Below are 24,006 nucleotides of genomic sequence, written 5' to 3'. Positions count from 1 at the left end.
CGGAGGGACTAGACGTGGACGACCTGTTCATTGCCCCCGCCATTCCCAGCCCCGACACGCTGACCGTCAGTTTCGATGCGTGGGAAGGGCCGCTGGACTTGCTGCTGACGCTGGCGCGGTCGCAGAAGGTGGATTTGCGCGAGATTTCGATTCTGGCGCTGACCGAACAATATCTGAAGTTCATCGACGGCGCGCAGCAGGTGAAGCTGGAACTGGCCGCAGATTATCTGGTGATGGCAGCGTGGCTGGCCTATCTCAAATCCGCGCTGCTGCTGCCGCGTCAGGAGCAGGCCGATCCCAGCCCCGAAGAGTTGGCCCTGCGCTTGCAATTGCGGCTGCAACGGCTGCATGCGATGCGCGATGCGGCGGCGCGGCTGATGGCGCGCGACCGGATTGGACGCGACGTGTTCGTGCGGCGCAATCCCGAAGGGCTGCGGCTGGTGCGCAAGGCCAAATGGCAGGCAAGCCTTTACGACCTCATCCAATCCTATGGGCAAATCCGCGCCCGAACACAGCCCATGGTGCACACCATCGCGGTGCGGCCAGTGATGACGCTGGACGAGGCGATCCAGCGGGTCGGTGCGCTGGTCGGCGCGGCGATTGACTGGACGCGGCTGGAGGCGTTTCTGCCCGCCGGGCTGGACAATGCCAAGGCAAAGTCGGCGCTGGCCAGCAGCTTTGTCGCGGCATTGGAACTGGCCCGGCAGGGGCGGCTGGAAATCCAGCAGGACGGGATTTTCCAGCCCATTTTTCTGCGCGCCGGGGTGCCGGACATGGAGGCGGGGGCATGAAGGGGGAACCCGACGATTATGTGCGCGCGGTGGAGGCGGCGCTGTTCGTCGCCGAAGCGCCGCTGACGCTTGCGGAATTGAGGCTGCATGTCGGCGAGGCGGGCGATCTGGCGGCGGCGCTCCGGCAATTGGCGGACGATTATGCCGGGCGCGGCATCAACCTGGTGGAGCGGGGCGGGCGCTGGCATTTCCAGACGGCGGCGGATCTGGCGCATATATTGCGGCGCGAGAAGGATGAGGCGCGCAAATTGTCGCGCGCGGCGATGGAGACGCTGGCGATCATCGCCTATCATGAGCCGGTCAGCCGCGCCGAGATAGAGGCGATAAGGGGCGTTCAGGTGGCCAAGGGAACGCTGGACGTGCTGATGGAGGCAGGCTGGGTGCGTCCCGCCGGACGGCGCGAGGTGCCGGGACGACCGCTCATCTATGCGACGACCGTAGATTTTCTGTCACATTTCGGGCTTAGCAGCCGCCGGGACTTGCCCGGTATCGACGATCTGCGTGCGGCCGGGCTGCTTGATCCGGTCGATTTGGCGCTGGAGGGTCTGGGCGGGCAATCCGTTCTGGAAAATGACGATGATGTGGCCTAGATAGGTTGCCTTACAGGAGTATTTGAAATGGGTTCCTTCTCGCTGATGCACTGGGTGATCGTGCTCCTGGTCGTCATGCTGCTGTTCGGTGGCGGCCGGATTTCCGGCCTGATGGGTGACGTGGCCAAGGGCATCAAGAGCTTCAAGAAGGGCATGGCGGACGATGACGACGATGTCGCCCCGGCCAAGCCCGCGACCCGGCTGGAGGGTCATCGCGTGCCTGAACAGGATGCGGGGACGACGGCGACCGGCGCTACCGAAGAAAAGACCAAGGCCTGACGTTCAAGCGCCGGGTGGTAGGGTAGCCACGCATGTTTGGTATCGATTCGACCGAGTTCCTGCTGATCGTCATCGTTGCGGTGATCGTGATCGGGCCGAAGGATTTGCCGCGCGCGCTTTATAAAGTGGGTCAGATCTTCGGCAAGGCGCAGGGCATGGCGCGCCATTTCCGCACTGGCCTCGACGCCATGGTGCGAGAGGTCGAGCTGGAGGAACTGGAAAAGAAGTGGGCCGCGCAGAACAAGCGGATCATGGAAGAGCATCCGCCAGAGGTTGCCGCTCCAGCCATGGAGGCGCTGCCGCCGCCGGATGTTGAGGCCGCGCCGGACGGGCCGCCGCCCTTCGTAGCGGAATCCGCGCCCGTGGCGCCGCCGGCCGATGCGCCCCCCTATCTGGCCGGGGAAGCGGCTGCTGACCAGAAGAGCGGGTCGGCGGCATGATCGGCGATATTGATGATAGCAAGGCGCCCTTGCTCGACCATCTGATCGAGTTGCGTGGCCGTTTGTTGAAATGCGTCTATGCGCTGGCGCTGACCGGCGCGCTCTGCTTCTATTTTTCCGCCGAACTGTTCGCGATCCTGGTCCATCCGCTCAAGGAAGCCTTTGGCGATGGCGGCGGCAAGCTGGTCTATACCAAGCTGTACGAAGCCTTTTTCGTGCAGGTGAAGATCGCCTTTTTCGGGGCCTTTTGCCTGTCCTTCCCGATCATCGCCAACCAGCTATGGGCGTTCGTCGCGCCGGGCCTCTATGCCAAGGAGAAGAAGGCTTTGCTGCCCTTCATCCTGGCGACGCCCTTTCTGTTCGCGATGGGCGCGAGCCTTGCCTATTTCGTGGTGATGCCGACCGCCTTCCATTTCTTTCTGGAATTTCAGGGCGACAGCAGCGGTTTGCAGGTCGAGGCTTTGCCAAGCGCCGACGCCTATCTGGGGCTGGTGATGCAGTTCATTCTGGCGTTCGGGATCAGTTTCCTGATGCCGGTGCTGCTGATGCTGCTCAACCGGGCCGGTTTCGTCAGCCGCGCGCAGCTGATCAGCCTGCGCCGCTACATGATCGTCGCGGCCTTCATCCTGGCTGCTGTGCTGACGCCGCCCGACGTCGTGTCGCAGCTGATGCTCGCGATTCCGCTGTTGCTGCTGTACGAAATCACCATCGTGGCGATCTGGTTCACCGACCGACGGCAGGCCAATATGCAAGAGGTCGAGGAAGCGTCGACCTGAACAAAAAGCGGCCCGCCTTTTAAGGGGCGGGCCGATGCTAGGGGAGTTGGGTAGTCGTATTGCTGGCGGCGATCAATCCGCCGCCTTCTCCACGGCTTCGCCCGCGCTCTGCACGTCGCGGCCAGCGCCTTCGACGGTGTTGCAGGCGGCGACCATCAGCGAACCAGTGAGCAGCAAGGCTGCGAGGATCTTTTTCGTCATCGAAACTCTCCTTGAGAAACATGCGACCATATGGGGTGAGCCATGTTGGTGACGAGGAACAGAACCCGCTTCTTACACAAGCGTTCCGACCATCAAAAATTTAATGATTTCAACAGGAAGGTCGCCCAAAAAATCTGAGCCCGGAACGCGTCGGGGGGGGGAGGCGTTCCGGGCTCATATTATGTGGATAGCAAGAGCGGGGGGCAAAAGATTTGCTATCCGAAGTGAAGAACCCGCAATGGTGCGGATCGGTTCCCGCACTGCCCGGAAAATTGCATTTTTTAATCCCGCGCAATTCCAGACATTTGGCTGGTGCAGCGCGCGTTAACCTGAAAAAAGTTGGCGCTGCTCAGACGATCGGGCGACCGCTGTTGCGATATTCGGGACGGATAGTGGATTCCGGCAGGCTGTCTTCGCGAGCGGATGGCGCAGGATGGGCGACAGGCGCGATCCAGCCCGTAGATGGGTTCGCGGCGGTTGCGTTGCCGACAGGTGCGGGCACGGCGAACGCTTCCACGGGCGCGACCGGCTTGGTCGGCCAGACCCGGCGCGCTGGACCGGATATGGTTTCCCGCCCCAGATAGGGGGTGCGGAAAGCCGCCAATGTGCCGTTGAAGCCGGGATTGCGATAAAAGATATGCGCGCCGATCACCGCGACCGGGTGCAGGCTGGACGACCAGGCGGGGCGGACCGCCAGCGTGTGATAATGGGTCGCGAGGCCGACCGGGGCGTAGACGCGGCCCGCCAGCGCGTCCTGCGCGACCCGCCGCGCGCGTACCCATTGGGCAGCGGCAGGCAGACGCGCCATCGCGCCGTCACAGCTGAAGGTGAACTGGCATTTATAGTCGGTGCGTTCGGAGCCTTCATAGACGACGCCGCACACCGTATTGGGCCAGAGCTGGCTGCGTACGCGGTTGAGCACGACCTGTGCGACGGCCCGCTGGCCATCGTCCGGTTCGTTGCCTGCCTCATAATAGATGGCGGAAGTCAGGCAGTTGAGCGCGCGATAGCTGTCGAGGCCCGTCATGCCGCGAAAGATGGCGGCGGGCGCGGCCTTCACCTCGTCCAGCCCCATGACATGCTCACTCTGTACCGTCTGCGCGCCGGGAACGGGATCGAAAGCGCCTTCTGCAAAGAAGAAGGCGGAGCCGGGGAAGTTGGCGGCGGCCTCTTCGGCCGGGTCGTCATGGGCCTGCTGCCCGTCGAGCATGTCGAGCGGGGCGGCGGTGATGAAGCGCGGTGCGACGAGCGCGGCAAGGACAAGGGCGACGATGCCGCTGCGTCCCTTCCACCCGATCGCGCCCATGTCCAGATCCTTCATGTGCGGCGACCCGCCGTCGCCCATGCCGCCCATAGACGCATTTCCTTTCCACTTCCTCCCCCGATTCCGCCCTGTGCCGTGTTGGGACAGGGTGAGGGGCAGGGGTTAACGCGGCGGTGAAATCGCCTCTTTTGACCGCGCATCATTCCCTTGCTTGGCAAAGGCGTATGGGGTCCGCTATGCGTGCGTCATGCTGCTACAATCCAATAGTCTCGCGCTGATCGGCAATACGCCGATGGTGCGCCTTGCCGGTCCCTCCGCTGCGACGGGCTGCGATATTTTCGCCAAGTGCGAATTTGCCAATCCCGGCGCGTCGGTGAAGGACCGGGCTGCGCTGTTCATCGTCAATGATGCCGAGGAGAGGGGGTTGCTGAAGCCCGGCGGCACCATCGTCGAAGGGACGGCGGGTAATACCGGCATCGGCCTGGCGCTGGTCGCCAATGCCAAGGGGTACAAGACGATCATCGTCATGCCCGAAACCCAGAGCCGCGAGAAGATGGACACGTTGCGCGCGCTGGGGGCGGAACTGGTGACGGTGCCCGCGGCGCCCTATTCCAATCCGGGGCATTTCGTCCACACCTCGCGCCGGCTGGCGGAGGAGACGGAAGGCGCGATCTGGGCCAACCAGTTCGACAATATCGCCAATCGCAAGGCGCACATCGTCGGCACTGCCGAGGAAATCTGGACCCAGATGGAAGGCCGGATCGACGGCTTTACCTGCGCTGCGGGCACGGGCGGCACGATTGCGGGCGTGGGCCTGGGCCTCAAAGCCAAGGATGAGGCCATCACCATTGCGCTGAGCGATCCGCACGGCGCGGCCCTGTATCAATATTATGCCTGTGGCGAACTGAAGGCGGAGGGTAGCTCCGTTGCCGAAGGGATCGGGCAGGGCCGGATCACCGCCAATCTGGAAGGCGCGCCGATCGACACGCAGTTCCGCATTTCCGACGAGGAAGGGCTGGAGTGGGTCCGTCGCCTGCTGGCGGAGGAAGGGCTGTGCCTGGGCCTTTCGTCAGGCATCAACGTCGCGGGCGCGGTGGCGCTGGCGCGGCAGTTGGGGCCGGGGAAGCGGATCGCGACGATCCTGTGCGATACAGGCTTTCGCTATCTGTCGACGCTATACAACCGGCAATGGCTGGAATCTAAGGGCTTGACGGTCTTTCCCTGGCTGGCGCAGACTGCATGAGCGCCGACACGGGTCGCGGCGATGTACAAATGAGCGCAGGCATGGCCGAAACACCCCGCCGACTGGAAGGGTTGCAGCGCGTTCAGATCGGGCTGACCGGTCTGGCAGGTGTCGTGTTGCTGGTGGGTCTGGCCAATATCGTCATCGACAAGGCGCGCAAGGACGATGCCGCGCTGCCGCCGCCAGTGGTGCCGACATTGTCCACTGCCCCCACCAATGTCGTGTCGCCCAAGGATCCGCTCGCTGAACTGGGCGTGCAGCCCGCGCCGGAGCAGGCGCCGGTGGTGCCCGATCAGGCGCCGGTCGTGCCCGATCTTCAGCCCGATCCCAATCTGCGCAAGCCGATGGACCGCGATCCGCAGCCGCGTTGAATGATGGGCGGGTGAAGGTGCCGCGCCGCCTGACGATCTTTCTGACTCTGTTTCTGCCCGTTGTTGCGGCGTTGGTGGCGGGGTTGGCGCGCGCCTGGCGATCGGGCGGGCAGGCCGATCCATGGACATGGGCCTTGCCCGCTGCGCTGATGGTGGCGCTGATGGGGCAGTTGCTGGCGAAAAATCTGTGGCGGTGGTTGCTATGGATCGCGATCGGCGCGACCGGGGCGGCACTGATTTTCTGCACGATAGCCGCGGCGCGTCCGCCCGATCTTTGGGCGGCTGTGGGATTGCTGCTTATGACGCTGCTGGCCGGGTTCGGCAGTCGCGGGCTGCGCGAAGGCGGGACAAGATTGATCGCGGTCGGGCTGCTTGTGCTGGCCGGGTTGCTGACCTGGCGCGGTCCGTCGCAACCGTTGACGGCTGTGGCCGACCGGCCCGTGCTGGCGGTGATCACGGCGCTGCCGCTATTCTGGGCCGAAGGGTCGCGCGCCGACGCGCCGATCATCACTGTGCTGCGAACGCGCTTCACCGTGCGTCCGCTGGATGATCCGCGCGCATTGGCCGGATCGGGCGCGCGCGCCTTGCTGTTGGCCCAGCCGCGCGCGATGACGGCGGAGCAACTGGTAGCCATCGACGCCTGGGTACGGGCAGGCGGCACGGCGCTGGTGCTGGCCGATCCGCTGTTGCGCTGGCCGACCGCGCTGCCGCCCGGCGACCGTCGGCGCGCGCCATCGGTCAGTCTGCTAGGCCCGCTGCTGGCGCATTGGGGCGTTGAGCCGGGCGTGCTGGACGAGGCGGAGACGCGCCACTTTCTGGATGATGGGCGGCTTGTCACCCTGTCCGGGACGCAGGCATTTACGGGGAGGCAGCCGGGCTGCGTCCCGCCGCACGGCGCAATCATGCGCTGCCGGATCGGGCAGGGGCGCGTCGTACTGGTGGGCGATGCCGACCTGATCGACGACCGGCTTTGGCTCGCCGATCCGGCCAGTCCGCTCGATCCGCGCGCCTGGGCGGCGGATACGCCCGCATTGGTCGGGCATTGGCTGGGTGTTTCGATTGCACAAGGGCGGTACTGGTTTCGCGAGGCTGGCGACGTGGTGACAGGGCTACGCTGGGCGCTGATCTTTGGGACGGGATGGGCGATCCTGGGAATGGTGCTGTTCCGCCGGACTGAACAGCGAGTTGAACAATGAGGAGAATGAGAACAAATCATGAAAATATGCTGGAAAAGCCGAGGAAAATCCGTTAGACCCATTTTCTAACAGCTCAGCCCACTTTCTCCCGACTTTTCCCTTTTCAGTTGGCCCCTTGCTTGGTAGGTAATCAGCAATTGGGGTTAATCAGGTGTTGGCGATTCCTGCGTGCCGGATGTCATTCCAGTGATTCCGGCGACGGGTGGCCTGTGCCCCGCATGAAAGGGGCGAATTTCCAGCGTGTCGGATGTCATTCTCTATTCGGGCAACGCGTTCAGCGTCGCGGACGGCAAGGGCCGTTTCGTGTTGCCCCTGGAGATGCGCAAGCTGGTTCGCCAGGCGAGCGGCGATGAAAATCGCCTGTGCCTGTCCGTCCACATGGACAATGGCTGCGCCACCGGCTTTGGCCTGTCCCACAAGCGTTTCCTGTTCGATGAAGTCGCTGAACTGGAACGGCTGGCGCGCGAGGCGAACCGGCCCTTCAACGGCGATCTGGAACGCGAAAATCGCCTCGGCACGATCGAGGACGTCAATTTCGATGATGGCGGTCGCTTCTTCCTCCACCCCGATATCAAGGAAGAAGCGGGCATCACCGACGTGGCGTTTTTCTATGGCGTGGGCCGCTATTTCCAGATCTGGAAGCCCGAAGCTCTTGTGGAAAGCCCCGATCGCCCGGCGCTGATCCGCAACAAGGTGAAGCGCTGGCTCGACGCGCGCGCAGCGGAGTGCGGCAAGTGAGCCTGTCTGACGCTGATACCGCCCCGCACATCCCCGTGCTGCTCGACGAAGTGCTCCATGCTCTTGCCATCACCCCTGGCGAGATTCATGTGGATGGCACGTTCGGCGCGGGCGGCTATTCGCGCGCCATGGCGAAGGCAGGGGCGACGGTCTATGCGCTGGATCGCGACCCCGATGCGATCCGCGAAGGCCAGGCGGTTGCTGATGCGCATGGCATCACGCTGATCGCGGGCGAATTTTCGCGCATGGCGGAATTGCTGGCGGAACGCGGGATCGACAAGGTGTCGGGCATCACGCTCGACATTGGCGTATCCTCGATGCAGCTGGACCGGGCCGACCGTGGCTTTTCCTTCCAGTCCGATGGCCCCCTGCTCATGACCATGAGCCAGGACGGGATGAGCGCGGCCGATTTTCTGAACAATGCGCCGGAAGAGGAGATCGCCAACATCCTCTACCGCTATGGCGAGGAGCCACGTTCGCGCCGCGTCGCCCGCGCGATTGTCGAGGCGCGTCCGCTGGAGCGGACCGGGCAGCTGGCCCATGTCATCCGCCGCGCTCTGGGCCACAAGCCGCATGACAAGAAAGACCCTGCAACCCGCGCCTTTCAGGCGATCCGCATCCATGTGAACCGCGAACTGGAGGAGCTGGAGCGCGCGCTGGAGGCGGCCGAGGCGCTGCTGGAGGAAGGCGGGCGTCTGGCCATCGTCAGCTTCCACAGCCTGGAGGACCGCATCGTCAAGCAGTTCCTGCGCAACCGCAGCGGCGGGGAAGGCGGCTGGTCGCGGCACATGCCCGAAAAGCGTGCCGCCGATGCGCCGACCTTTGCCAAGCCCGCCAAGGCGGTGCGCGCGGGTGATGCTGAACTGGCGCGCAACCCCCGCGCCCGATCAGCCACGCTGCGCAGTGCCGTGCGTACATCTGCCCCTGTTTCGTCCTCCGGGAGTCCCCGCGCATGATCGCCGTCAAAAGGTTGCAGAGCCTGATCTGGGTATTGCTGGTCGCGCTGGGCGCGCTGGGCGCCTATCTGGTATCGCTCAAGGTCGCGACCGAGCGCAACGAATTGATGCAGGTGCGGATGCAGATTGCGCGGGCGAAGGGGGATATTCGCTATCTGGAGACGGAATTCAGCGCGCGCGCGTCGATGCGGCAGCTGGAAAGCTGGAACCAGCATGATTTCATGTACGGCACGCCGACCGCTGGCCAATATCTGGCGGGCGAACGCGCGCTGGCGCAACTGGACGGGGTGCAGCCCAACGGGCCGGACTATGTCGCGCCGCCGGTGATGGTGGCGATGGTGGAAACCCCCGCTGACCTGCCATCCGCCCCGCAGGCGGCGCCCGCCAGCCCCGCCGCCACCCAGATCCGTAGCGACATCGCCGTGATTCGCGAGGCGCACGCCGCCGACAATGTCGAGAAACTGGCCAAGCCCGCGCCGCGCACGCCTGCGGTGCAGGCGAAGGTCGACGCCGATGTGTCGAGGCCCAATCCGGTGGCGCGCAAGGCGGAGCGCATGGCGATGCTGGACGCCAAGCTGCTGGACGACAATACGCTGGGCGAACTGAGCGCGACGGCGGCGCGCGAGCGCAAGAAGGGAGCGCGCTGATATGGCGACGATCATCGTTCAGCCGGGTGTGGCGCGGGCGGGGCGGCAACGGGTCAGCCTGACCGCCATTGCACATCACCGGCTGATGCTGCTGCTGATCCTGTTCATGGCGGTGACGATGGTGCTGGTTGGCCGGCTGCTGTGGGTCGGCGTGTTCGCGCACAGCGGAACGGGCGACGACGCCCTGTCGGCGTTCCTGCCGGCCCGCGCCGACATAGTCGATCGCAACGGCGTACCGCTGGCGCGGACGATGGACGCCTATTCGGTGGCGGTGCGCCCGTCCAAGCTGATCGGCGAACCGGCCGAACTGGCGCGCAAGCTGCACGAGATTTTTCCCGATGAGGCCGAGGCGGTCTTTTACAAGAAGTTGACCGGCCGTGGCTGGGCCTATCTGCGTCGCCGGGCCTTGCCTGAGCAGGTGGCGGCGGTGAATGCGCTGGGCGAAATCGGCATCGAATTCCCGCGCGAGAAGGAGCGGCTCTACCCGCAGCGCACGCTTGCCGCGCATGTGCTGGGCTTTGCGCCCAATGCCGACGGGGTCGGGGGCATGGGCGTGGAGGCTGCGTTCAACGATCGGCTGACCGATGCGGCGCTGCGCGGCCAGCCCTTTGCCATTTCCATCGACAGCCGGGTGCAGGGCGCGCTGGAAAGCGAGCTTTACGCCCAGATGGTCGCGCAACATGCCAAGGGTGCGGGCGGCATCATATTGGACGCCAATACGGGCGAAGTGATCGCCATGGCCTCCATCCCCGTGTTCGATCCCAACAAGCTGCAAAATTATGCGGGCAAATCGTGCAGCGAGTCACCGCTGTGCAACCGGATGGTGCAGGCCCGTTACGAACTGGGATCGACCTTCAAGCCGATCTCGATCGGGGCGGCCATGGACCATGGCATCGTGACGTCGATGAGCAAGCGTTATGACGCGACCGCGCCGATCTCCATCGGCGGGTTCCGCATCAAGGACGATCATTCGCTGGGACGCTGGATCAACGTGCCTGAAACGCTGGTCCACAGCTCCAACATCGCGACCGCGCGGATTGCCGATGAAATGGGCGCTGCGCCGATGCAGCAGATTTTCCGCACGCTCAAATTCGACCAGCGCGCGCCGATCGAACTGAAGGAGCGGGCCGGGACGATCTGGCCGAGCAATTGGGGACGGATCACCACCATGACCGTATCCTATGGCCATGGCATTGCGGTAACGCCGCTGCATCTGGCCAGCGCCTATGCCGCGCTGGTCAATGGCGGCATGTATCGCCCCGCGACGCTGCGCAAGTTGAAGCCCGGCGAAGCGCCGGTCGGGCAGCGCGTCTTTTCCGCCGCCACCAGCGCGCGGATGCGCCAGCTGTTGCGATTGATCGTTGCGGCGGGTACAGGGCGTAGCGCCGACGCCACGGGGTTCCGGGTGGGCGGCAAGACAGGTTCCGCCGAGAAACCTGAGGATGGTCGCTATAATAAGAGTTCGCTGGTGACGACATTTGCTGCTGCTTTCCCGATGGATAATCCGCGCTATGTCGTCCTGACCATGATGGATGGCGCGACCAGCGCGATCGGCCTGCGCACCGCCGCCTGGACCGCTGCGCCGGTGGTCAAGCGGGTGATCGAACGTACCGGGCCGATGCTGGGCGTGATGCCCGACGAGCGCCGCGACGTCGATATTTCGGACCTGACGCCATTGCTGTGGAAACCCAAGGGGGAAGCCGAATGACGCGCCTTGCCGGGCTGATCGACGGGCTGGACGCGGCTGTGAGCGCCGGAGCGGTGCTGGACGCCAATGTCACCGGCTTTGCCATCGACAATCGCAAGGTTGCGCCCGGCACGGTGTTCGGCGCCTTTCAGGGGCTGCGCGTCAATGGCGAGGATTATATTGCCGACGCGGTGAAGGCGGGGGCGATCGCGGTCGTCGCGCGGCCAGAAGCCAGGGTCGAAGGCGCGATCCATATCGCGCACGCCAATCCGCGCCGCCTGTTCGCGCAGCTTGCCGCACGCTATTTCGCGCCCTTTCCCGATGTGACGGTTGCCGTCACCGGCACGAACGGCAAGACCAGCACGGTCGAACTGACCCGGCAATTGTGGCGGATGATGGGCCATCATGCCGCGTCGATCGGCACGCTGGGCGTCACGACATCGGTGGATCAGGTGTCGACGGGGCTGACCACGCCGGACATCGTCACTTTCCTGTCGAACATGTCGGGCCTGCGCCGCGAAGGCGTTACCCATGCCGCGTTCGAGGCGTCGAGCCACGGGCTGGCGCAATATCGTACCGAAGGGCTGCCGGTGCTAGCGGGCGGCTTCACCAACCTGTCGCGCGACCATCTCGACTATCATGGCGACATGGACAGCTATTTCGACGCGAAGATGCGGTTGTTCGATGAAGTCGTGGCGTCGGATGGCGCGGCGGTGGTGTGGGCGGACGATGCCTGGTCGGACAAGGTGATTGCGCGGGTGGCCGCGCGCGGCCTGCGCCTGTTGAGCGTTGGCGAGAAAGGCGAAGCGCTGCGGCTCGTCACGCGCACGCCGACGCAATTGGGACAGACGCTGGGCATTGAGGCGGACGGCAAGACATATAAGGTCAATCTGCCGCTGATCGGTGCCTATCAGGCGGCCAATGCGCTGACGGCGGCGGGCCTGGTGATTGCGACTGGCGGGGACGTGGCGAAGGTGCTGGAGTTGCTGGGCCGGGTTCAGCCGGTGCGCGGGCGGCTGGAGCGCGCGGTCATCAGCAAGGCGGGCGCCCCGGTCTATGTCGATTATGCCCATACGCCCGACGGCCTGCGCGCCGCGATCGAGGCGCTGCGGCCGCATACCAAGGGCAAGCTGATCGTGCTGTTCGGCGCGGGCGGGGATCGCGATGCGGGCAAGCGGCCCTTGATGGGGCAGGTGGCGGCACAGCTGGCCGATCATGTGATCGTGACGGACGATAATCCACGGTCGGAGGAGCCATCCGCGATCCGTGCCGCCGTGATGGCGGGTGCTACTGGCGCAGAGGAAATTGGCGGGCGGCGCGCGGCGATTGCGGCGGCGATTGCGCAGGCGGGCGCGGATGACATCGTGCTGCTGGCGGGCAAGGGGCATGAGCAGGGCCAGATTATCGGCGACCGGGTGCTGCCTTTCGACGATGTGACCGTGGCGCGGGAGTGCGCGGGTTGATGCGGTTCTCAATTCCGCTCGCCCTGAGCGAAGTCGAAGGGCTCGGCCGACCGATAGGGAGGCGACTTCGCTCCGCTCAGTGGAGGGCTTCGACTTCGCTCAGCCCGAACGGTGGGGGCGATTGATGGCGGACCTGTGGACCTCTGCCGAGATCGCCGAGGCAACGGGCGGCGCCGCGTCGGCGCCGTTTGCCGTTTCAGGCGTCGCGTTCGACAGCCGCGAAGTGACCGGCGGCGACCTGTTCGTCGCGATGAAGGGCGAGGCGACCGACGGGCACAAATTCATCGGCAAGGCCTTTGCCCAAGGTGCGGCAGGGGCGATCGTCAGCGAAGCGGTCGATCACCCGCACATATTGGTGAAGGACAGTGCCGCAGCGCTCGAAGCATTGGGCCGGGCATCGCGCAAGCGGATGGGCGGCAAGGTGATCGGCGTCACCGGGTCGGTTGGCAAGACCGGCACGAAGGAAGCGCTGTTTCAGGCGCTGGATCGCGCCCATCCGGGGCAGGTGCACCGCTCCGTCAAGAGCTATAACAATCATGTCGGCGTGCCGCTGAGTCTGGCGCGGATGCCGCGCGATACCGCCTTTGGCGTGTTCGAAATGGGGATGAACCATGCGGGCGAACTGGCGGCGCTGACCCGGCAGGTGCGCCCCCATGTCGCGATCGTCACCGCCATTGCGCCCGCCCATATCGAATATTTCGGCACTGAGGCGAAGATTGCCGAGGCCAAGGCGGAGATTTTCGAAGGATTGGAGCCGGGCGGCACCGCGATCATCCCCTATGACAGTCCGCATGTGGCGCTGCTCTACAACAGGGCGGAACGGCACGCCGCCAATATCCTGACCTTTGGCATGAGCGCCGACGCGGACGTTCATGCGCGCGAGGCCGTAGCGGCGCCGGGCGGCGGGACGCTGGTGACGGCGAAGCTGCCTGACGCGGAACTCTGCTTCACTGTCGCAGCGCCGGGCGATCATTGGGTGTCCAATGCGCTGGCGGTGTTGGCGGCGGTGTCGGCTGTTGGCGGTGATCTGGCGGCGGCCGGGCTGGCGCTCGCGGAAATGCCGGGCCTGCCGGGCCGCGGCGAGCGGCGCATAGTGCCGGTTGCGGGCGGAGAGGCGCTGCTGATCGACGAAAGCTATAACGCCAACCCGCTGTCCATGGCCGCAACGCTCAAGCAATTGGGGCGCGAGCAGGCAGACCGTCGCATTGCCGTGCTGGGCGGGATGCGCGAACTGGGCGCGCGCAGCGCTGAGTTGCACGCCGATCTGGCCGGGCCGCTGGAGGCGGGGCAGGTCGACTATGCCATCCTGGTCGGCGCGGAAATGGCGCCGCTGGCCGATGCGCTGGACGGCAGCATCGCCTATGTGCACGTTCCCGACACGGCCAGCGCCACCACCCTTTTGACCACCGAGATACGCGCGGGCGATGCTGTCCTCGTCAAGGGCTCCAACGGCATCGGGCTGTCCCGCCTTGTCGCGGCGCTTGGCGAACCCGCCCGCGACGGAGAGACCAACTAATGCTCTACTGGCTTGCCCAGACCATGGATTTTGCGGGTGGGTTCAACCTGATCCGTTACCTGAGTTTCCGCGCGGGCGCGGCGATCTTTACCGCGCTGTTCATCGGCCTGCTGATCGGCCCCAAATTCATTGGCTGGCTGCGCGTGCGGCAGGGCAAGGGGCAGCCGATCCGCACCGACGGGCCGCAGACCCATCTGGCCAAGCGCGGCACGCCGACGATGGGCGGGCTGATGATCCTGACCTCCATGGTGGCGTCGGTCCTGTTGTGGATGGACCTGAGTTCCATCTATGTCTGGGCCTGTCTGTTCGTGACGCTGGGTTTCGGCGCGATCGGTTTTCTGGACGATTATGACAAGGTGACCAAGGCCAGCCACAAGGGGCTGTCGGGCAAGGCGCGGTTGTTGTTCGAATTTCTGATCGCTGGCTTTGCCGCCTGGCTGATCGTGTCGCAGCACGGCAATACCGCGCTTTACGTGCCTTTCTACAATGGCCCGGCGATCGAACTGGGGCCGTTCTATTTCCTGTTTGCAGCCTTCGTGATCGTGGCGTTCGGCAATGCGGTGAACCTGACCGACGGGCTTGACGGCCTCGCGACCATGCCGGTGATCATCGCCTGCCTGGCCTTCATGCTGATCGTCTATCTGGTGGGGCGCGCGGATTTTGCCGAATATCTGGGCATCCCGCATGTGCCGGGCGCGGGCAATCTGACGATCCTTTGCGGGGCGATCATTGGCGCGGGGCTGGCCTTTCTGTGGTTCAACGCGCCGCCAGCGGCTGTATTCATGGGCGATACCGGCAGCCTTGCGCTGGGCGGGACGATCGGCGTGATCGCGGTGACTGCGCATCATGAAATCGTGCTGGGCATCATTGGCGGGCTGTTCGTGGTGGAAGCGATGAGCGTCATCATCCAGGTGTTCTTCTACAAGCGCACCGGCAAGCGGGTGTTCAAGATGGCGCCGATCCATCATCATTTCGAGCAACTGGGCTGGGCCGAGCCGACCGTGGTGATCCGTTTCTGGATCATCGCCTTCATCCTAGCGCTGGCCGGCCTTGCGACGTTGAAGCTGCGATGATCGTTTCGGACGCCTTTGCTGGCAAGACCTATGCGGTGCTGGGGCTGGCGCGGTCTGGCCTGGCCACCGTCAATTGCCTGTCGGCCAGCGGCGCGCGGGTCGTGGCGTGGGACGGGCGCGAGGAAGCGCGTGCGGCGGTCGCGGGCAAGGCGGAACTGGGTGATCCGATGGAGATCGACCTTAGCGGCTTTGATGGCATCGTCGTGTCGCCGGGCGTGCCGCTCAATCGCCATCCCATTACCATGCGCGCGAAGCTGGCTGGCGTGCCGATCATCGGTGACATCGAACTGTTCGCGCTTGCCCGCCCGACGCTGCCGCCGCACAAGGTGGTCGGCATCACCGGCACCAACGGCAAGTCGACCACCACGGCGCTGATCCACCATATCATCGCGCAGGCCGGTTATCCGACGGTGATGGGCGGCAATATCGGCCTGCCGATCCTGGGCCAACCGCCGCTGGAGCCGAACCTGAAGGGGCCGGGCGTCTATGTGCTGGAACTGTCGAGTTACCAGATCGACCTGACGCATAGCCTGGACTGCGATGTGGCGGTGCTGCTCAACATCACGCCTGATCATCTCGATCGCTATGACGGGTTTGAGGGCTATGTGGCGAGCAAGGCGCGGCTGTTTGCGATGCAGTCGGCGGATCATGTCGCGGTGATCGCGACGGAAGATGAACCGAGCCGGGCGATTGCTCAAAACCTCCGTCATTCCCGCGAAAGCGGGCGTGGGGACGACGTGAAAGCGGTTGGGTCGAGCGACATTGATCCCGTCGCCCAACTGACGTGGCCAGCCCTGCAAGGCCCGCATAATGCGCAAAACGCCGCTGTCGCAATTGCTGTGGCCAAAGCGCTGGGCATTGATGAGGCGACCATCGCCAATGCGCTGATCAGCTACGCCAGCCTCCCGCACCGGATGCAGGCGGTCGGCACGCGCAACGGCGTTCTCTACGTCAATGACAGCAAGGCGACCAATGCGGCTTCGACCGCGCCTGCGCTCGCCGCATGGCCGCCGGTCGATGGACGGCCGCGTATCCACTGGATATTGGGCGGGGTGGCCAAGTCGGATAATCTGGACGAGTGCGTGCCGCATTTCGGCAATGTCGCCCATGCTTATACCATCGGTGAGGCGGGGCATATGTTCGCTGACCTGCTGCGCGGGTCTATGGCGGTGGACGATAGCGAGATGCTAAGCGCCGCGGTGCGCCGTGCCGCGCGGATCGCGCAGCCCGGCGACGTGGTGCTGCTGTCGCCCGCCTGCGCCAGTTTCGACCAGTTTCGCGATTTCGAGGCGCGCGGCGATGCTTTTGTCGCGGCGGTCGGGGCGCTGGAATAGGGTGATGGCACGGGCCGAACAGGGAAGGGACGGGGCACATGTCTAGGGCAGGCGAACTGGTGAAGGGGTTTCGCACCCGCACCGTGCCGCGCGAACGCACCGCGCTCGCCATCTGGTTCTGGGAAATCGACCGCGTCCTTCTGTCGCTGATCGTCGCGCTGATGGCGATCGGTCTGGTGGCGGTCGCGGCGGCATCGCCGGTGGCGGCGATCGACCGGTCGACCGCGCAGGTTGCGGTCAACCCGCTCAACTATTTGTACCGCCAGCTTGTGTGGGTCGGCATCGGCCTGCCGATCATGCTGGTCATATCCATGCTGCCCCGACCGCAGGCGCGGCGGCTGGCGACCTTTCTGTGCGTCTTTTTCTTTATCATGCTGTTGTTCGTGCCGTTGCTGGGCAGCACGGTGAACGGGGCGAAGCGCTGGATCGACCTGCCTGGATTTCGCTTTCAGCCGTCGGAGTTTCTGAAACCCGTCTATGTCGTGACGCTGGCCTGGCTGCTGTCGCTGCGCGGCAAGGATGCGACATTGCCGGTGATCCCGCTGACCGGCGCGATGACGTTGCTGATCGCGGCGATCCTGATGCGTCAGCCCGATTTTGGCCAGACCGTCATTTTCCTGGCTTGCTGGGGCTGCCTGCTGCTGCTGTCGGGCCTGCCGATGCGCTGGATAGCGGCGCTGGGCGGCATGGGGCTGGCTGGGCTGGTCGCGGTCTACATGTTCTATGAAAATGGCCGCCAGCGGATCAATGACTTTCTGGGGATCGGCGTCGATCATAGCGCCGGGCCGGATCAGACGGACCTGGCCTTCCGCACCATCACCCATGGCGGCTTTACCGGCGTGGGACCGGGCGGCGGGCAGCACAAGTTCCGCCTGCCCGAAGCGCATACCGACTATATCTTTTCGGTGATCGGGGAAGAGTTCGGGCTGCTGGCCTGTATCGCCATCGCTCTGGTCTATCTGGCCGTCGTCGTGCGGGTGCTGCTGCGCCTGCTGGACGAGGAGGATAGTTTCACCATTTTGGCGGCGGCGGGGCTGACGACGCAGTTCGGATTGCAGGCGATCATCAATATGGGCGTCAATGCGCAGATATTTCCGTCAAAGGGGATGACGCTGCCCTTTATCAGCTATGGCGGCTCCTCTATGCTGGCGCTTTGCATCGGCGTCGGCCTGTTGCTCGCCTTCACGCGACGCAACCCCTTCATGGGTCGGCATACGGTCGTCAAATGGAGTGGTCGATGAGCATTTCCCGTCACTTCGTCCTCGCTGCCGGCGGGACGGGCGGTCATATGATTCCAGCGCATGCCGTGGCCGAGGAACTGATGGCGCGCGGCCATCATGTCGCGCTGGTCACCGATGAGCGGGGGGCGAAGATCCCCGGCATTTTCGACAAGGCGCAGGTTCATGTGTTGCCTGCCGGGCGCATGACCAAGAATCCCAAAAGCTGGCCGGGCGCATTGAAGGCGATACTGGCAGGCCGGGCGATGGCGCGGCGGCTCAATGAGACGTTCCGCCCCACCGCCGTCGTCGGCTTTGGTGGCTATCCGGCGATGCCGGCTCTGCTCGCCGCGCTGGCCGATGGCGTGCCGACCGCCGTGCATGAACAGAATGCGGTGCTTGGTCGCGTCAACCGGCTGGTGGCGGGTCGTGTCGATGCGATTGCGACCGCCTATCCGGGGGTCGAGCGGCTGAAGGAAAAATATGCCGCCAAGGTGCATTTGATCGGCAATCCGGTGCGCGAGGAAGTGAAGCAGTTGCGCGAGGAGGATTTCCCGGCGCTGACCGAAGAGAGCGTGTTCCGGGTGCTGGTGATCGGCGGTAGCCAGGGCGCGTCGATTCTGTCGAGCGTCGTGCCGGAAGGGCTGTCGATGCTGCCGGTCGCGCTGCGCCGCCGCTTGCAGGTGACGCAGCAATGCCGGGCCGAGGATATTGAGCGGGTACGCAAAACCTATGCGGAGATGGAGATTCCCGCCGACCTTGCCACCTATTTCAACGATGTGCCGGAGAAATTGGGCTGGTCGCATCTGGTGATCGCGCGTGCTGGCGCGTCGACGCTGGCGGAACTGACCTGCGCCGGGCGGCCTGCGATACTGGTGCCGTTGCCAAGCGCGATGGACGATCACCAGACCGCCAATGCCCGTGAAATGACCGAGGCAGGCGGTGCGCGCACCATTCCGCAGGCGCGCTTTACCGCAGTGGAACTGGCCAAGCAGATGCAGAAGATGGCGATGGAGCCGGGCGCTTTGCAAAATGCCGCAAAGCGCGCGCGCGGCTGTGGCCGTCCCAATGCGGCGCGGGACATGGCGGACCTGCTGGAAAGCATCGGCCATGCGCCGATCGTCAATGATGCGGTGCGGGTCGGGCCGACGCCGACGTCGCTCAACCTGGCGGGGGTTCCTGCTTGATGGCTTCCCTCTTCCGTCATGCCAGCGAACGCTGGCATCCCACTTCTTCTTTCTCCGTCGCTCTTGAAGAAAAGAGAGATCCCAGCCTTCGCTGGGATGACGGCATTGTTTCGGAGATTATCGCATGAAGGGTGTCGGCACGGACATCGGCACGATCCATTTCATCGGCATTGGCGGCATCGGCATGTCGGGCATTGCCGAGGTGATGCACAATCTGGGCTATGATGTGCAGGGCAGCGATGTGGCCGAAGGCTATGTGGTCGAAGGGCTGCGGGCCAAGGGCATTCGCGTGATGATCGGCCACAAGGCGGAAAATCTGGGCGATGCCGCCGTGGTGGTGACGTCCACCGCGATCAAGCGCGGCAACCCGGAGGTCGAACTGGCGCTGGAAACGCGCGTGCCGGTGATCCGCCGCGCGGAGATGCTGGCCGAACTGATGCGGCTCAAATCCACCGTGGCCGTGGCGGGGACGCATGGCAAGACCACGACGACGTCGATGGTCGCGGCGTTGTTGGACGCAGGCGGGGTGGACCCGACCGTCATCAATGGCGGCATCATCAACAGCTATGGCTCCAACGCGCGGCTGGGCAATAGCGACTGGATGGTGGTGGAGGCCGACGAGAGCGACGGCAGTTTCCTGCGGCTCGACGGCACGATTGCGGTCGTCACCAATATCGATCCCGAACATCTCGATCATTATGGCAGTTTCGACCGGGTGAAGGATGCGTTTGTCGAGTTTGTCGGCAATGTGCCTTTCTATGGCGCGGCGTTGCTCTGTCTCGACCATCCCGAAGTGCAGGCGATTTTGCCGCGCGTGCAGGATCGGCGGATCGTCACTTACGGCTTTTCCGCGCAGGCGGATATTCGCGGCGACAATGTGGTGAGCTTTCCCGGCGGCAACCGCTTCGACGTGCAGATCCGCGAACGGGACGGGTCGACGCGCAAGATCGAGGGGATCGAGATGCCGATGCCCGGTCGCCATAATGTGCTGAACGCCATGGCGGCGATCGGCGTGGCGCTGCACATGGGGATCGACGATGCGACGATCCAGACGGGTTTTGCCAAGTTCGGGGGGGTGAAGCGGCGCTTTACCAAGGTCGGCGAGATCGCCGTCGATGGCGGCGTCGCCACCGTGATCGACGATTATGGCCATCACCCGGTCGAGATCAAAGCCGTGCTGGCTGCCGCCCGCGAAGGCGCGCAGGGACGGGTCATCGCCGTCGTCCAGCCGCATCGCTTCACCCGGTTGCGCGACCTGATGGATGATTTTCAGCAGGCGTTCAACGATGCCGACATCGTCTATGCCGCGCCCGTCTATACCGCTGGCGAACAGCCGATCGAGGGCGTGGACAGCGCGGCGCTGGTCGCGGGGCTGAAGCGGCGGGGGCATCGCAATGCTTCCACCATCGCGGACGCCGATGCGCTGGCGACGGCGCTGGCCGCCGACATTCAGGCGGACGATATGGTCATCTGCCTGGGTGCTGGCGACATCACCAAATGGGCGGCGGGACTGGCCGCTGCCGTTTCCGCCAAGGTCAAGGAGTCGGCCTGATGTTCGAACTGTTCGCGGTTGGACTGGAAATGCAGAAGCGCATGATCGACGTACAGATGCAGGGCGTGGAGGCCGCGCGCGACATGGTGCAGGCGGCGCAGGAAAATGCCAAGGCAGGCATGGCCGCCAATCAGGCGGGCGAGGCGGGGCTGACGGCGATGAAAAGCTGGATGAAGTTGTGGGGCATGCGCGGTTGACGGCCACGATTGCCCTTCCGCCCGTGCGCGGCAGTTTGAAGGCGGATGCGCCGCTGGCCCCGCTCGTCTGGTTCAAGGCGGGCGGCGCGGCGCAATGGCTGTTCGAGCCGAAAGATGCCGATGACCTGTCGGATTTCCTGGCGATGCTGGACCCCGATGTGCCGGTCATGGCGCTCGGCCTCGGCTCCAACCTTATCGTCCGTGATGGCGGGGTGCCGGGCGTGGTGGTGCGGTTGGGCAAGCCGTTTGCAAAGGTCGAGCGACTGGACGAGGTGACGCTCACCTGTGGCGGCGGCGCGTCGGGTATATTGGTGTCATCGACCGCGCGGGATGCGGGCATTGCGGGGCTTGAATTTCTCCGCTCGATCCCCGGCACGGTCGGCGGTTTCGTGCGGATGAATGGCGGCGCCTACGGGCGTGAGACCCGCGACATATTGGTGGAATGCCAGGTGGTGTTGCGGTCGGGCGAGCAAGTGACGTTGCTCAACCGCGATCTTCATTACACCTATCGCCATTCGAACCTGACCGACGGTGCGATCGTGGTCAGCGCGACGTTCCGGGGCGAACCGGGCGAACCCGCCGCGATCCAGGCCGAAATGGACCGCATCGCCGCCGCGCGCGAGGAAAGCCAGCCGCTGCGTAGCAAGACCGGCGGATCGACCTTCAAGAACCCGGATGGGCACAAGGCCTGGGCTTTGGTCGACGAAGCGGGCTGTCGCGGGCTGCAACTGGGCGGCGCGCAGGTGAGCGAGAAGCATACCAATTTCCTGCTCAACCTGGGCGAGGCGACCAGCACCGACATCGAAGCGCTGGGCGAGGAAGTGCGGCGGCGGGTAAAGGACAAGAGCGGCGTGGAGCTGGAATGGGAAATACAGCGGGTGGGGTTGGTGAAGTGAGTGACCGCTCCCTTACAGATTATGAAATGCGGATCATCGCGAACGTCCGCGATGAGGGATGCCAAGTTGTGTCGGTTTTTGATCCAGAGGATGATGCAAAGTCCTTTGCTTATTCGGTGGGCTTTTGGGAAAGCGTCCATCAGCCGGAAGTCATCATTCTCGGGCTTCCCTCACAAATGGGCGTGTTTGCTGTCAACGAAACCCATCGGCAATGCGAAGCTGGCTTAACACTGTTTGATGGGCAAAGCGTCGAAGGCCTGTTTGAAGATTATGACGTGACTTGCATCGCCCGCTCGGTGGACAAGCAGCATTTGACCCCGGAATATCTCAATTCGGCGCTCTGGTATCATAATTTGCGCACTGGAAAGCCGCTCGACGCAGCTTATCAGTTGGTGTGGGCTTATGAGGGACTTTGGCCTTGGGACGCGGGCGCGCCCGCTGAACTCCTTGAAGACCAACCTCAACTCTATTCGGGGATACTCCATTGACTCTCAAACCGCTTCATGTCGCCGTCCTGATGGGCGGCTGGTCGGCGGAGCGGCCTGTTTCCCTCATGAGCGGGGAGGGCGTCGCCAAGGCGCTGGAATCGCGTGGGCATCGAGTCACGCGGATCGATATGGACCGTGATGTCGCGGCGCGGTTGGCGGAAACAAAAGCCGACGTCGTGTTCAACGCGCTGCATGGCGTGCCGGGCGAGGATGGCACGGTGCAGGGGATGATGGACCTGATGGGGCTGACCTACACCCATTCGGGCCTGGCCACTTCTGTCATCGCGATCGACAAGCAGCTGACCAAACAGGCACTGGTGCCGCACGGCATCCCCATGCCCGGCGGCCATATCGTGCAGAGCGAGAGCCTGTTCGAAGGCGATCCGCTGCCGCGTCCCTATGTATTGAAGCCTGTCAATGAAGGCAGTTCGGTCGGCGTCGCCATCGTCACGGCGGAGGGCAATTATGGCAACCCCATCGCGCGCGACAGTGTGGGGCCATGGCAGGATTTCCCCGAATTGCTGGCCGAACCCTATATTCGCGGGCGTGAACTGACCACCGCCGTACTGGGCGACGAAGCGCTGCTGGTGACGGAGTTGCGGCCCAAGAGCGGCTTTTATGATTTCGACGCCAAATATACCGATGGCATGACAGAACATGTCTGCCCCGCCGACATTCCCGACGAGATTACGCAGGCGTGCAAGGCGTTGGCGTTGCGGTCGCACCAGTTGCTGGGGTGCAAGGGGGCATCGCGGTCCGATTTTCGCTGGGACGATGAACGCGGCGTCGAGGGGCTGTTCCTCCTGGAGGTCAATACCCAGCCGGGCATGACGCCGCTGAGCCTGGTTCCCGAACAGGCGGCGAAGCTGGGCATTGACTATGCCACGCTGGTAGAGACTATTGTCGAGGAAGCACTGGCAGGTGCCCGGATGCCGGACAGGGCGGGAGCGAAACATGGCTGAAGCACGGATCAGGCGCGGGGGCACGGCGCGGCTGAGCAGCGCGAAGGGCAGGGCGACCAAGGGCGGTCGCGGCCGGACGCTCAAGCGCCAGTCCTCGCTCGATCGACTGATCGAGGCGCTGCCTGTCAGCGAAGCCACGCTGCAACGCATGGCGAGCTGGACGATCGTGGGCATTTTCGCCGCGATCCTGATCGGGTTCGCGATTTTCTTCGGCCTGCCCGCCATGGTGCAGCAACAGGCCGCGCTGATCGCGGCGCGCGCGGGTTTCGAGGTCGACAAGGTCGAGGTGCGCGGCGTCGAGCGAATGGACGAACTGCCGGTCTATAATATCGCGCTGGGGCAGGTGGATCGTTCGATGCTCTCGCTCGATCTGCCCAAGGTTCGCGCCGACATGCTGAAACTGGGCTGGGTCAAGGATGCGCGCATTTCCCGCCGCCTGCCCGATACGCTGGTGGTCGACATTGTCGAACGCGATCCGGTGGCGGTGTGGCAGCATGGCGGGCAGTTGCACCTGATCGACGTGGCGGGCGTGGTGCTGCAACCCGTGTCGGCCAGCGCCATGCCGGACCTGCCGCTGGTGGTCGGCCCCAACGCCAATCGCCAGACGGCAGGGCTTAATCGGCTGATGGAAAATGCCCCGGCGCTCAAGCCGATGCTGGCGGGTGCCACCTGGGTCGGCAATCGCCGCTGGGATTTGCGCTTCCAGTCGGGCGAGACGCTGTTATTGCCCGAAGGGGACAAGGTTTCCGCAGCCGCCCTGGTCAATTTCGCACGGATGGACGGGGTCAACCGGCTATTGGGCCGGGGTATCGTGAAATTCGACATGCGCGATCCTGACCGGTTCGTCCTGCGGCTGCCGCAGGGCAAGGTCGAGGAACGGCCGGTCGATGCGGCCGACACCGCGGCCAGCGCCGCGCCGTTGGGCGAGGAAGGCTAAGCCCC

At 64.5% G+C, this 24,006-nt stretch carries 26 protein-coding genes; 24 read left to right on the top strand and 2 right to left on the bottom strand.

What is annotated here, in order from left to right; genetic code table 11:
* Nucleotides 1-14: 14 nt before the first annotated feature.
* The 5 genes from SX1_RS00880 to tatC are packed head-to-tail and all read left to right on the top strand — an operon-like array spanning nucleotide 15 to nucleotide 2,876.
* A complete protein-coding gene (locus SX1_RS00880) occupies nucleotides 15-791 on the top strand; it encodes a segregation and condensation protein A (RefSeq protein ID WP_019051531.1) in 777 nt (258 codons plus the stop codon).
* Nucleotides 788-1,381, top strand: a complete 594-nt coding sequence (gene scpB, locus SX1_RS00875; protein ID WP_019051530.1) for an SMC-Scp complex subunit ScpB — start codon at nucleotides 788-790, stop codon at nucleotides 1,379-1,381. Before SX1_RS00880 ends, scpB begins: the two co-directional genes overlap by 4 nt.
* 27 nt (nucleotides 1,382-1,408) lie before the next feature.
* Nucleotides 1,409-1,660 carry a twin-arginine translocase TatA/TatE family subunit gene (locus SX1_RS00870; protein ID WP_017184109.1) on the top strand — a complete coding sequence of 84 codons (252 nt, stop codon included), beginning with the start codon at nucleotides 1,409-1,411 and terminating at the stop codon, nucleotides 1,658-1,660.
* Nucleotides 1,661-1,692: 32 nt separating this feature from the next.
* Nucleotides 1,693-2,100, top strand: coding sequence for a Sec-independent protein translocase protein TatB (tatB, locus tag SX1_RS00865; RefSeq protein WP_019051529.1), 408 nt, complete (start codon nucleotides 1,693-1,695; stop codon nucleotides 2,098-2,100).
* Nucleotides 2,097-2,876, top strand: coding sequence for a twin-arginine translocase subunit TatC (tatC, locus tag SX1_RS00860; RefSeq protein ID WP_017184111.1), 780 nt, complete (start codon nucleotides 2,097-2,099; stop codon nucleotides 2,874-2,876). Before tatB ends, tatC begins: the two co-directional genes overlap by 4 nt.
* Nucleotides 2,877-2,948: 72 nt before the next feature.
* Here tatC and SX1_RS00855 read toward each other — a convergent pair whose 3' ends face one another.
* Both SX1_RS00855 and SX1_RS00850 read right to left on the bottom strand, forming a co-directional pair.
* On the bottom strand, nucleotides 2,949-3,077 hold the full coding sequence (locus tag SX1_RS00855; RefSeq protein ID WP_017184112.1) for an entericidin A/B family lipoprotein: 129 nt from the start codon (nucleotides 3,075-3,077) through the stop codon (nucleotides 2,949-2,951).
* A 349-nt stretch (nucleotides 3,078-3,426) separates the two neighbouring features.
* Entirely contained in the window at nucleotides 3,427-4,431 is a 1,005-nt protein-coding gene (locus SX1_RS00850) for a cell wall hydrolase (RefSeq protein WP_019051528.1), read from the bottom strand.
* Nucleotides 4,432-4,588: 157 nt separating this feature from the next.
* Between SX1_RS00850 and SX1_RS00845 the strand changes: the two genes are divergently transcribed.
* The 19 genes from SX1_RS00845 to SX1_RS00755 all read left to right on the top strand — a co-directional run bounded on the left by SX1_RS00845 (nucleotide 4,589) and on the right by SX1_RS00755 (nucleotide 24,001).
* Entirely contained in the window at nucleotides 4,589-5,584 is a 996-nt protein-coding gene (locus SX1_RS00845) for a cysteine synthase A (RefSeq protein WP_017184114.1), read from the top strand.
* Nucleotides 5,585-5,625: 41 nt separating this feature from the next.
* Nucleotides 5,626-5,955 carry a hypothetical protein gene (locus SX1_RS00840; RefSeq protein ID WP_026002570.1) on the top strand — a complete coding sequence of 110 codons (330 nt, stop codon included), beginning with the start codon at nucleotides 5,626-5,628 and terminating at the stop codon, nucleotides 5,953-5,955.
* Complete coding sequence (locus SX1_RS00835) at nucleotides 5,952-7,151, top strand: DUF4350 domain-containing protein (protein WP_019051527.1); 1,200 nt, start codon at nucleotides 5,952-5,954, stop codon at nucleotides 7,149-7,151. Before SX1_RS00840 ends, SX1_RS00835 begins: the two co-directional genes overlap by 4 nt.
* A 240-nt stretch (nucleotides 7,152-7,391) precedes the next feature.
* On the top strand, nucleotides 7,392-7,889 hold the full coding sequence (locus SX1_RS00830) for a division/cell wall cluster transcriptional repressor MraZ (RefSeq protein WP_019051526.1): 498 nt from the start codon (nucleotides 7,392-7,394) through the stop codon (nucleotides 7,887-7,889).
* A complete protein-coding gene (rsmH, locus tag SX1_RS00825) occupies nucleotides 7,886-8,845 on the top strand; it encodes a 16S rRNA (cytosine(1402)-N(4))-methyltransferase RsmH (protein WP_017184118.1) in 960 nt (319 codons plus the stop codon). The genes SX1_RS00830 and rsmH overlap by 4 nt, the downstream gene beginning before the upstream one ends.
* Nucleotides 8,842-9,492, top strand: coding sequence for a hypothetical protein (locus tag SX1_RS00820; protein WP_019051524.1), 651 nt, complete (start codon nucleotides 8,842-8,844; stop codon nucleotides 9,490-9,492). Before rsmH ends, SX1_RS00820 begins: the two co-directional genes overlap by 4 nt.
* Before the next feature lies 1 nt (nucleotide 9,493).
* Nucleotides 9,494-11,200 (top strand): peptidoglycan D,D-transpeptidase FtsI family protein, encoded by a 1,707-nt coding sequence (locus tag SX1_RS00815; RefSeq protein ID WP_019051523.1) that lies wholly within the window; start codon nucleotides 9,494-9,496, stop codon nucleotides 11,198-11,200.
* Nucleotides 11,197-12,642, top strand: a complete 1,446-nt coding sequence (locus SX1_RS00810; RefSeq protein ID WP_019051522.1) for a UDP-N-acetylmuramoyl-L-alanyl-D-glutamate--2,6-diaminopimelate ligase — start codon at nucleotides 11,197-11,199, stop codon at nucleotides 12,640-12,642. The genes SX1_RS00815 and SX1_RS00810 overlap by 4 nt, the downstream gene beginning before the upstream one ends.
* A 124-nt stretch (nucleotides 12,643-12,766) precedes the next feature.
* A complete protein-coding gene (locus SX1_RS00805; RefSeq protein WP_019051521.1) occupies nucleotides 12,767-14,158 on the top strand; it encodes a UDP-N-acetylmuramoyl-tripeptide--D-alanyl-D-alanine ligase in 1,392 nt (463 codons plus the stop codon).
* The gene (mraY, locus tag SX1_RS00800; protein ID WP_017184123.1) at nucleotides 14,158-15,231 is read left to right on the top strand and encodes a phospho-N-acetylmuramoyl-pentapeptide-transferase; all 1,074 of its coding nucleotides are present in this window, start codon (nucleotides 14,158-14,160) and stop codon (nucleotides 15,229-15,231) included. The genes SX1_RS00805 and mraY overlap by 1 nt, the downstream gene beginning before the upstream one ends.
* Complete coding sequence (gene murD / locus SX1_RS00795; protein ID WP_019051520.1) at nucleotides 15,228-16,565, top strand: UDP-N-acetylmuramoyl-L-alanine--D-glutamate ligase; 1,338 nt, start codon at nucleotides 15,228-15,230, stop codon at nucleotides 16,563-16,565. Before mraY ends, murD begins: the two co-directional genes overlap by 4 nt.
* A 38-nt stretch (nucleotides 16,566-16,603) precedes the next feature.
* Nucleotides 16,604-17,806 carry a putative lipid II flippase FtsW gene (gene ftsW, locus SX1_RS00790; protein WP_026149384.1) on the top strand — a complete coding sequence of 401 codons (1,203 nt, stop codon included), beginning with the start codon at nucleotides 16,604-16,606 and terminating at the stop codon, nucleotides 17,804-17,806.
* Nucleotides 17,803-18,969: an undecaprenyldiphospho-muramoylpentapeptide beta-N-acetylglucosaminyltransferase gene (gene murG, locus SX1_RS00785; protein WP_017184126.1), complete on the top strand. Its 1,167-nt coding sequence runs from the start codon at nucleotides 17,803-17,805 to the stop codon at nucleotides 18,967-18,969. Before ftsW ends, murG begins: the two co-directional genes overlap by 4 nt.
* Nucleotides 18,970-19,093: 124 nt before the next feature.
* Entirely contained in the window at nucleotides 19,094-20,521 is a 1,428-nt protein-coding gene (gene murC / locus SX1_RS00780) for a UDP-N-acetylmuramate--L-alanine ligase (protein ID WP_017184127.1), read from the top strand.
* Nucleotides 20,521-20,718 (top strand): hypothetical protein, encoded by a 198-nt coding sequence (locus tag SX1_RS00775; protein ID WP_017184128.1) that lies wholly within the window; start codon nucleotides 20,521-20,523, stop codon nucleotides 20,716-20,718. Before murC ends, SX1_RS00775 begins: the two co-directional genes overlap by 1 nt.
* Nucleotides 20,700-21,614 carry a UDP-N-acetylmuramate dehydrogenase gene (gene murB / locus SX1_RS00770; RefSeq protein WP_019051518.1) on the top strand — a complete coding sequence of 305 codons (915 nt, stop codon included), beginning with the start codon at nucleotides 20,700-20,702 and terminating at the stop codon, nucleotides 21,612-21,614. The genes SX1_RS00775 and murB overlap by 19 nt, the downstream gene beginning before the upstream one ends.
* The gene (locus SX1_RS00765) at nucleotides 21,581-22,102 is read left to right on the top strand and encodes a DUF4262 domain-containing protein (protein WP_255209678.1); all 522 of its coding nucleotides are present in this window, start codon (nucleotides 21,581-21,583) and stop codon (nucleotides 22,100-22,102) included. Before murB ends, SX1_RS00765 begins: the two co-directional genes overlap by 34 nt.
* Nucleotides 22,099-23,064: a D-alanine--D-alanine ligase gene (locus tag SX1_RS00760; protein ID WP_026149383.1), complete on the top strand. Its 966-nt coding sequence runs from the start codon at nucleotides 22,099-22,101 to the stop codon at nucleotides 23,062-23,064. Before SX1_RS00765 ends, SX1_RS00760 begins: the two co-directional genes overlap by 4 nt.
* The gene (locus SX1_RS00755) at nucleotides 23,057-24,001 is read left to right on the top strand and encodes a cell division protein FtsQ/DivIB (RefSeq protein WP_019051515.1); all 945 of its coding nucleotides are present in this window, start codon (nucleotides 23,057-23,059) and stop codon (nucleotides 23,999-24,001) included. The genes SX1_RS00760 and SX1_RS00755 overlap by 8 nt, the downstream gene beginning before the upstream one ends.
* The last annotated feature ends 5 nt before the right edge of the window (nucleotides 24,002-24,006 follow it).

This window comes from Sphingobium xenophagum NBRC 107872, from assembly GCF_000367345.1.
Taxonomy (GTDB): Bacteria; Pseudomonadota; Alphaproteobacteria; order Sphingomonadales; family Sphingomonadaceae; genus Sphingobium; species Sphingobium xenophagum.
The sequence above is the reverse complement of the archived record's forward strand: the minus strand, read 5'-3'. Positions and strand labels throughout refer to the sequence as shown.

Bases quoted from the DNA above. Each gene is read 5' to 3' on its own strand.
- scpB (WP_019051530.1), top strand. From the start codon at position 788: ATGAAGGGGGAACCCGACGATTATGTGCGCGCGGTGGAGGCGGCGCTG.
- SX1_RS00870 (WP_017184109.1), top strand. From the start codon at position 1,409: ATGGGTTCCTTCTCGCTGATGCACTGGGTGATCGTGCTCCTGGTCGTC.
- tatB (WP_019051529.1), top strand. From the start codon at position 1,693: ATGTTTGGTATCGATTCGACCGAGTTCCTGCTGATCGTCATCGTTGCG.
- tatC (WP_017184111.1), top strand. From the start codon at position 2,097: ATGATCGGCGATATTGATGATAGCAAGGCGCCCTTGCTCGACCATCTG.
- SX1_RS00855 (WP_017184112.1), bottom strand. From the start codon at position 3,077: ATGACGAAAAAGATCCTCGCAGCCTTGCTGCTCACTGGTTCGCTGATG.
- SX1_RS00850 (WP_019051528.1), bottom strand. From the start codon at position 4,431: ATGGGCGGCATGGGCGACGGCGGGTCGCCGCACATGAAGGATCTGGAC.
- SX1_RS00845 (WP_017184114.1), top strand. From the start codon at position 4,589: ATGCTGCTACAATCCAATAGTCTCGCGCTGATCGGCAATACGCCGATG.
- SX1_RS00840 (WP_026002570.1), top strand. From the start codon at position 5,626: ATGGCCGAAACACCCCGCCGACTGGAAGGGTTGCAGCGCGTTCAGATC.
- SX1_RS00820 (WP_019051524.1), top strand. From the start codon at position 8,842: ATGATCGCCGTCAAAAGGTTGCAGAGCCTGATCTGGGTATTGCTGGTC.
- SX1_RS00815 (WP_019051523.1), top strand. From the start codon at position 9,494: ATGGCGACGATCATCGTTCAGCCGGGTGTGGCGCGGGCGGGGCGGCAA.
- SX1_RS00810 (WP_019051522.1), top strand. From the start codon at position 11,197: ATGACGCGCCTTGCCGGGCTGATCGACGGGCTGGACGCGGCTGTGAGC.
- SX1_RS00805 (WP_019051521.1), top strand. From the start codon at position 12,767: ATGGCGGACCTGTGGACCTCTGCCGAGATCGCCGAGGCAACGGGCGGC.
- mraY (WP_017184123.1), top strand. From the start codon at position 14,158: ATGCTCTACTGGCTTGCCCAGACCATGGATTTTGCGGGTGGGTTCAAC.
- murD (WP_019051520.1), top strand. From the start codon at position 15,228: ATGATCGTTTCGGACGCCTTTGCTGGCAAGACCTATGCGGTGCTGGGG.
- ftsW (WP_026149384.1), top strand. From the start codon at position 16,604: ATGTCTAGGGCAGGCGAACTGGTGAAGGGGTTTCGCACCCGCACCGTG.
- murG (WP_017184126.1), top strand. From the start codon at position 17,803: ATGAGCATTTCCCGTCACTTCGTCCTCGCTGCCGGCGGGACGGGCGGT.
- murC (WP_017184127.1), top strand. From the start codon at position 19,094: ATGAAGGGTGTCGGCACGGACATCGGCACGATCCATTTCATCGGCATT.
- SX1_RS00775 (WP_017184128.1), top strand. From the start codon at position 20,521: ATGTTCGAACTGTTCGCGGTTGGACTGGAAATGCAGAAGCGCATGATC.
- SX1_RS00765 (WP_255209678.1), top strand. From the start codon at position 21,581: ATGGGAAATACAGCGGGTGGGGTTGGTGAAGTGAGTGACCGCTCCCTT.
- SX1_RS00755 (WP_019051515.1), top strand. From the start codon at position 23,057: ATGGCTGAAGCACGGATCAGGCGCGGGGGCACGGCGCGGCTGAGCAGC.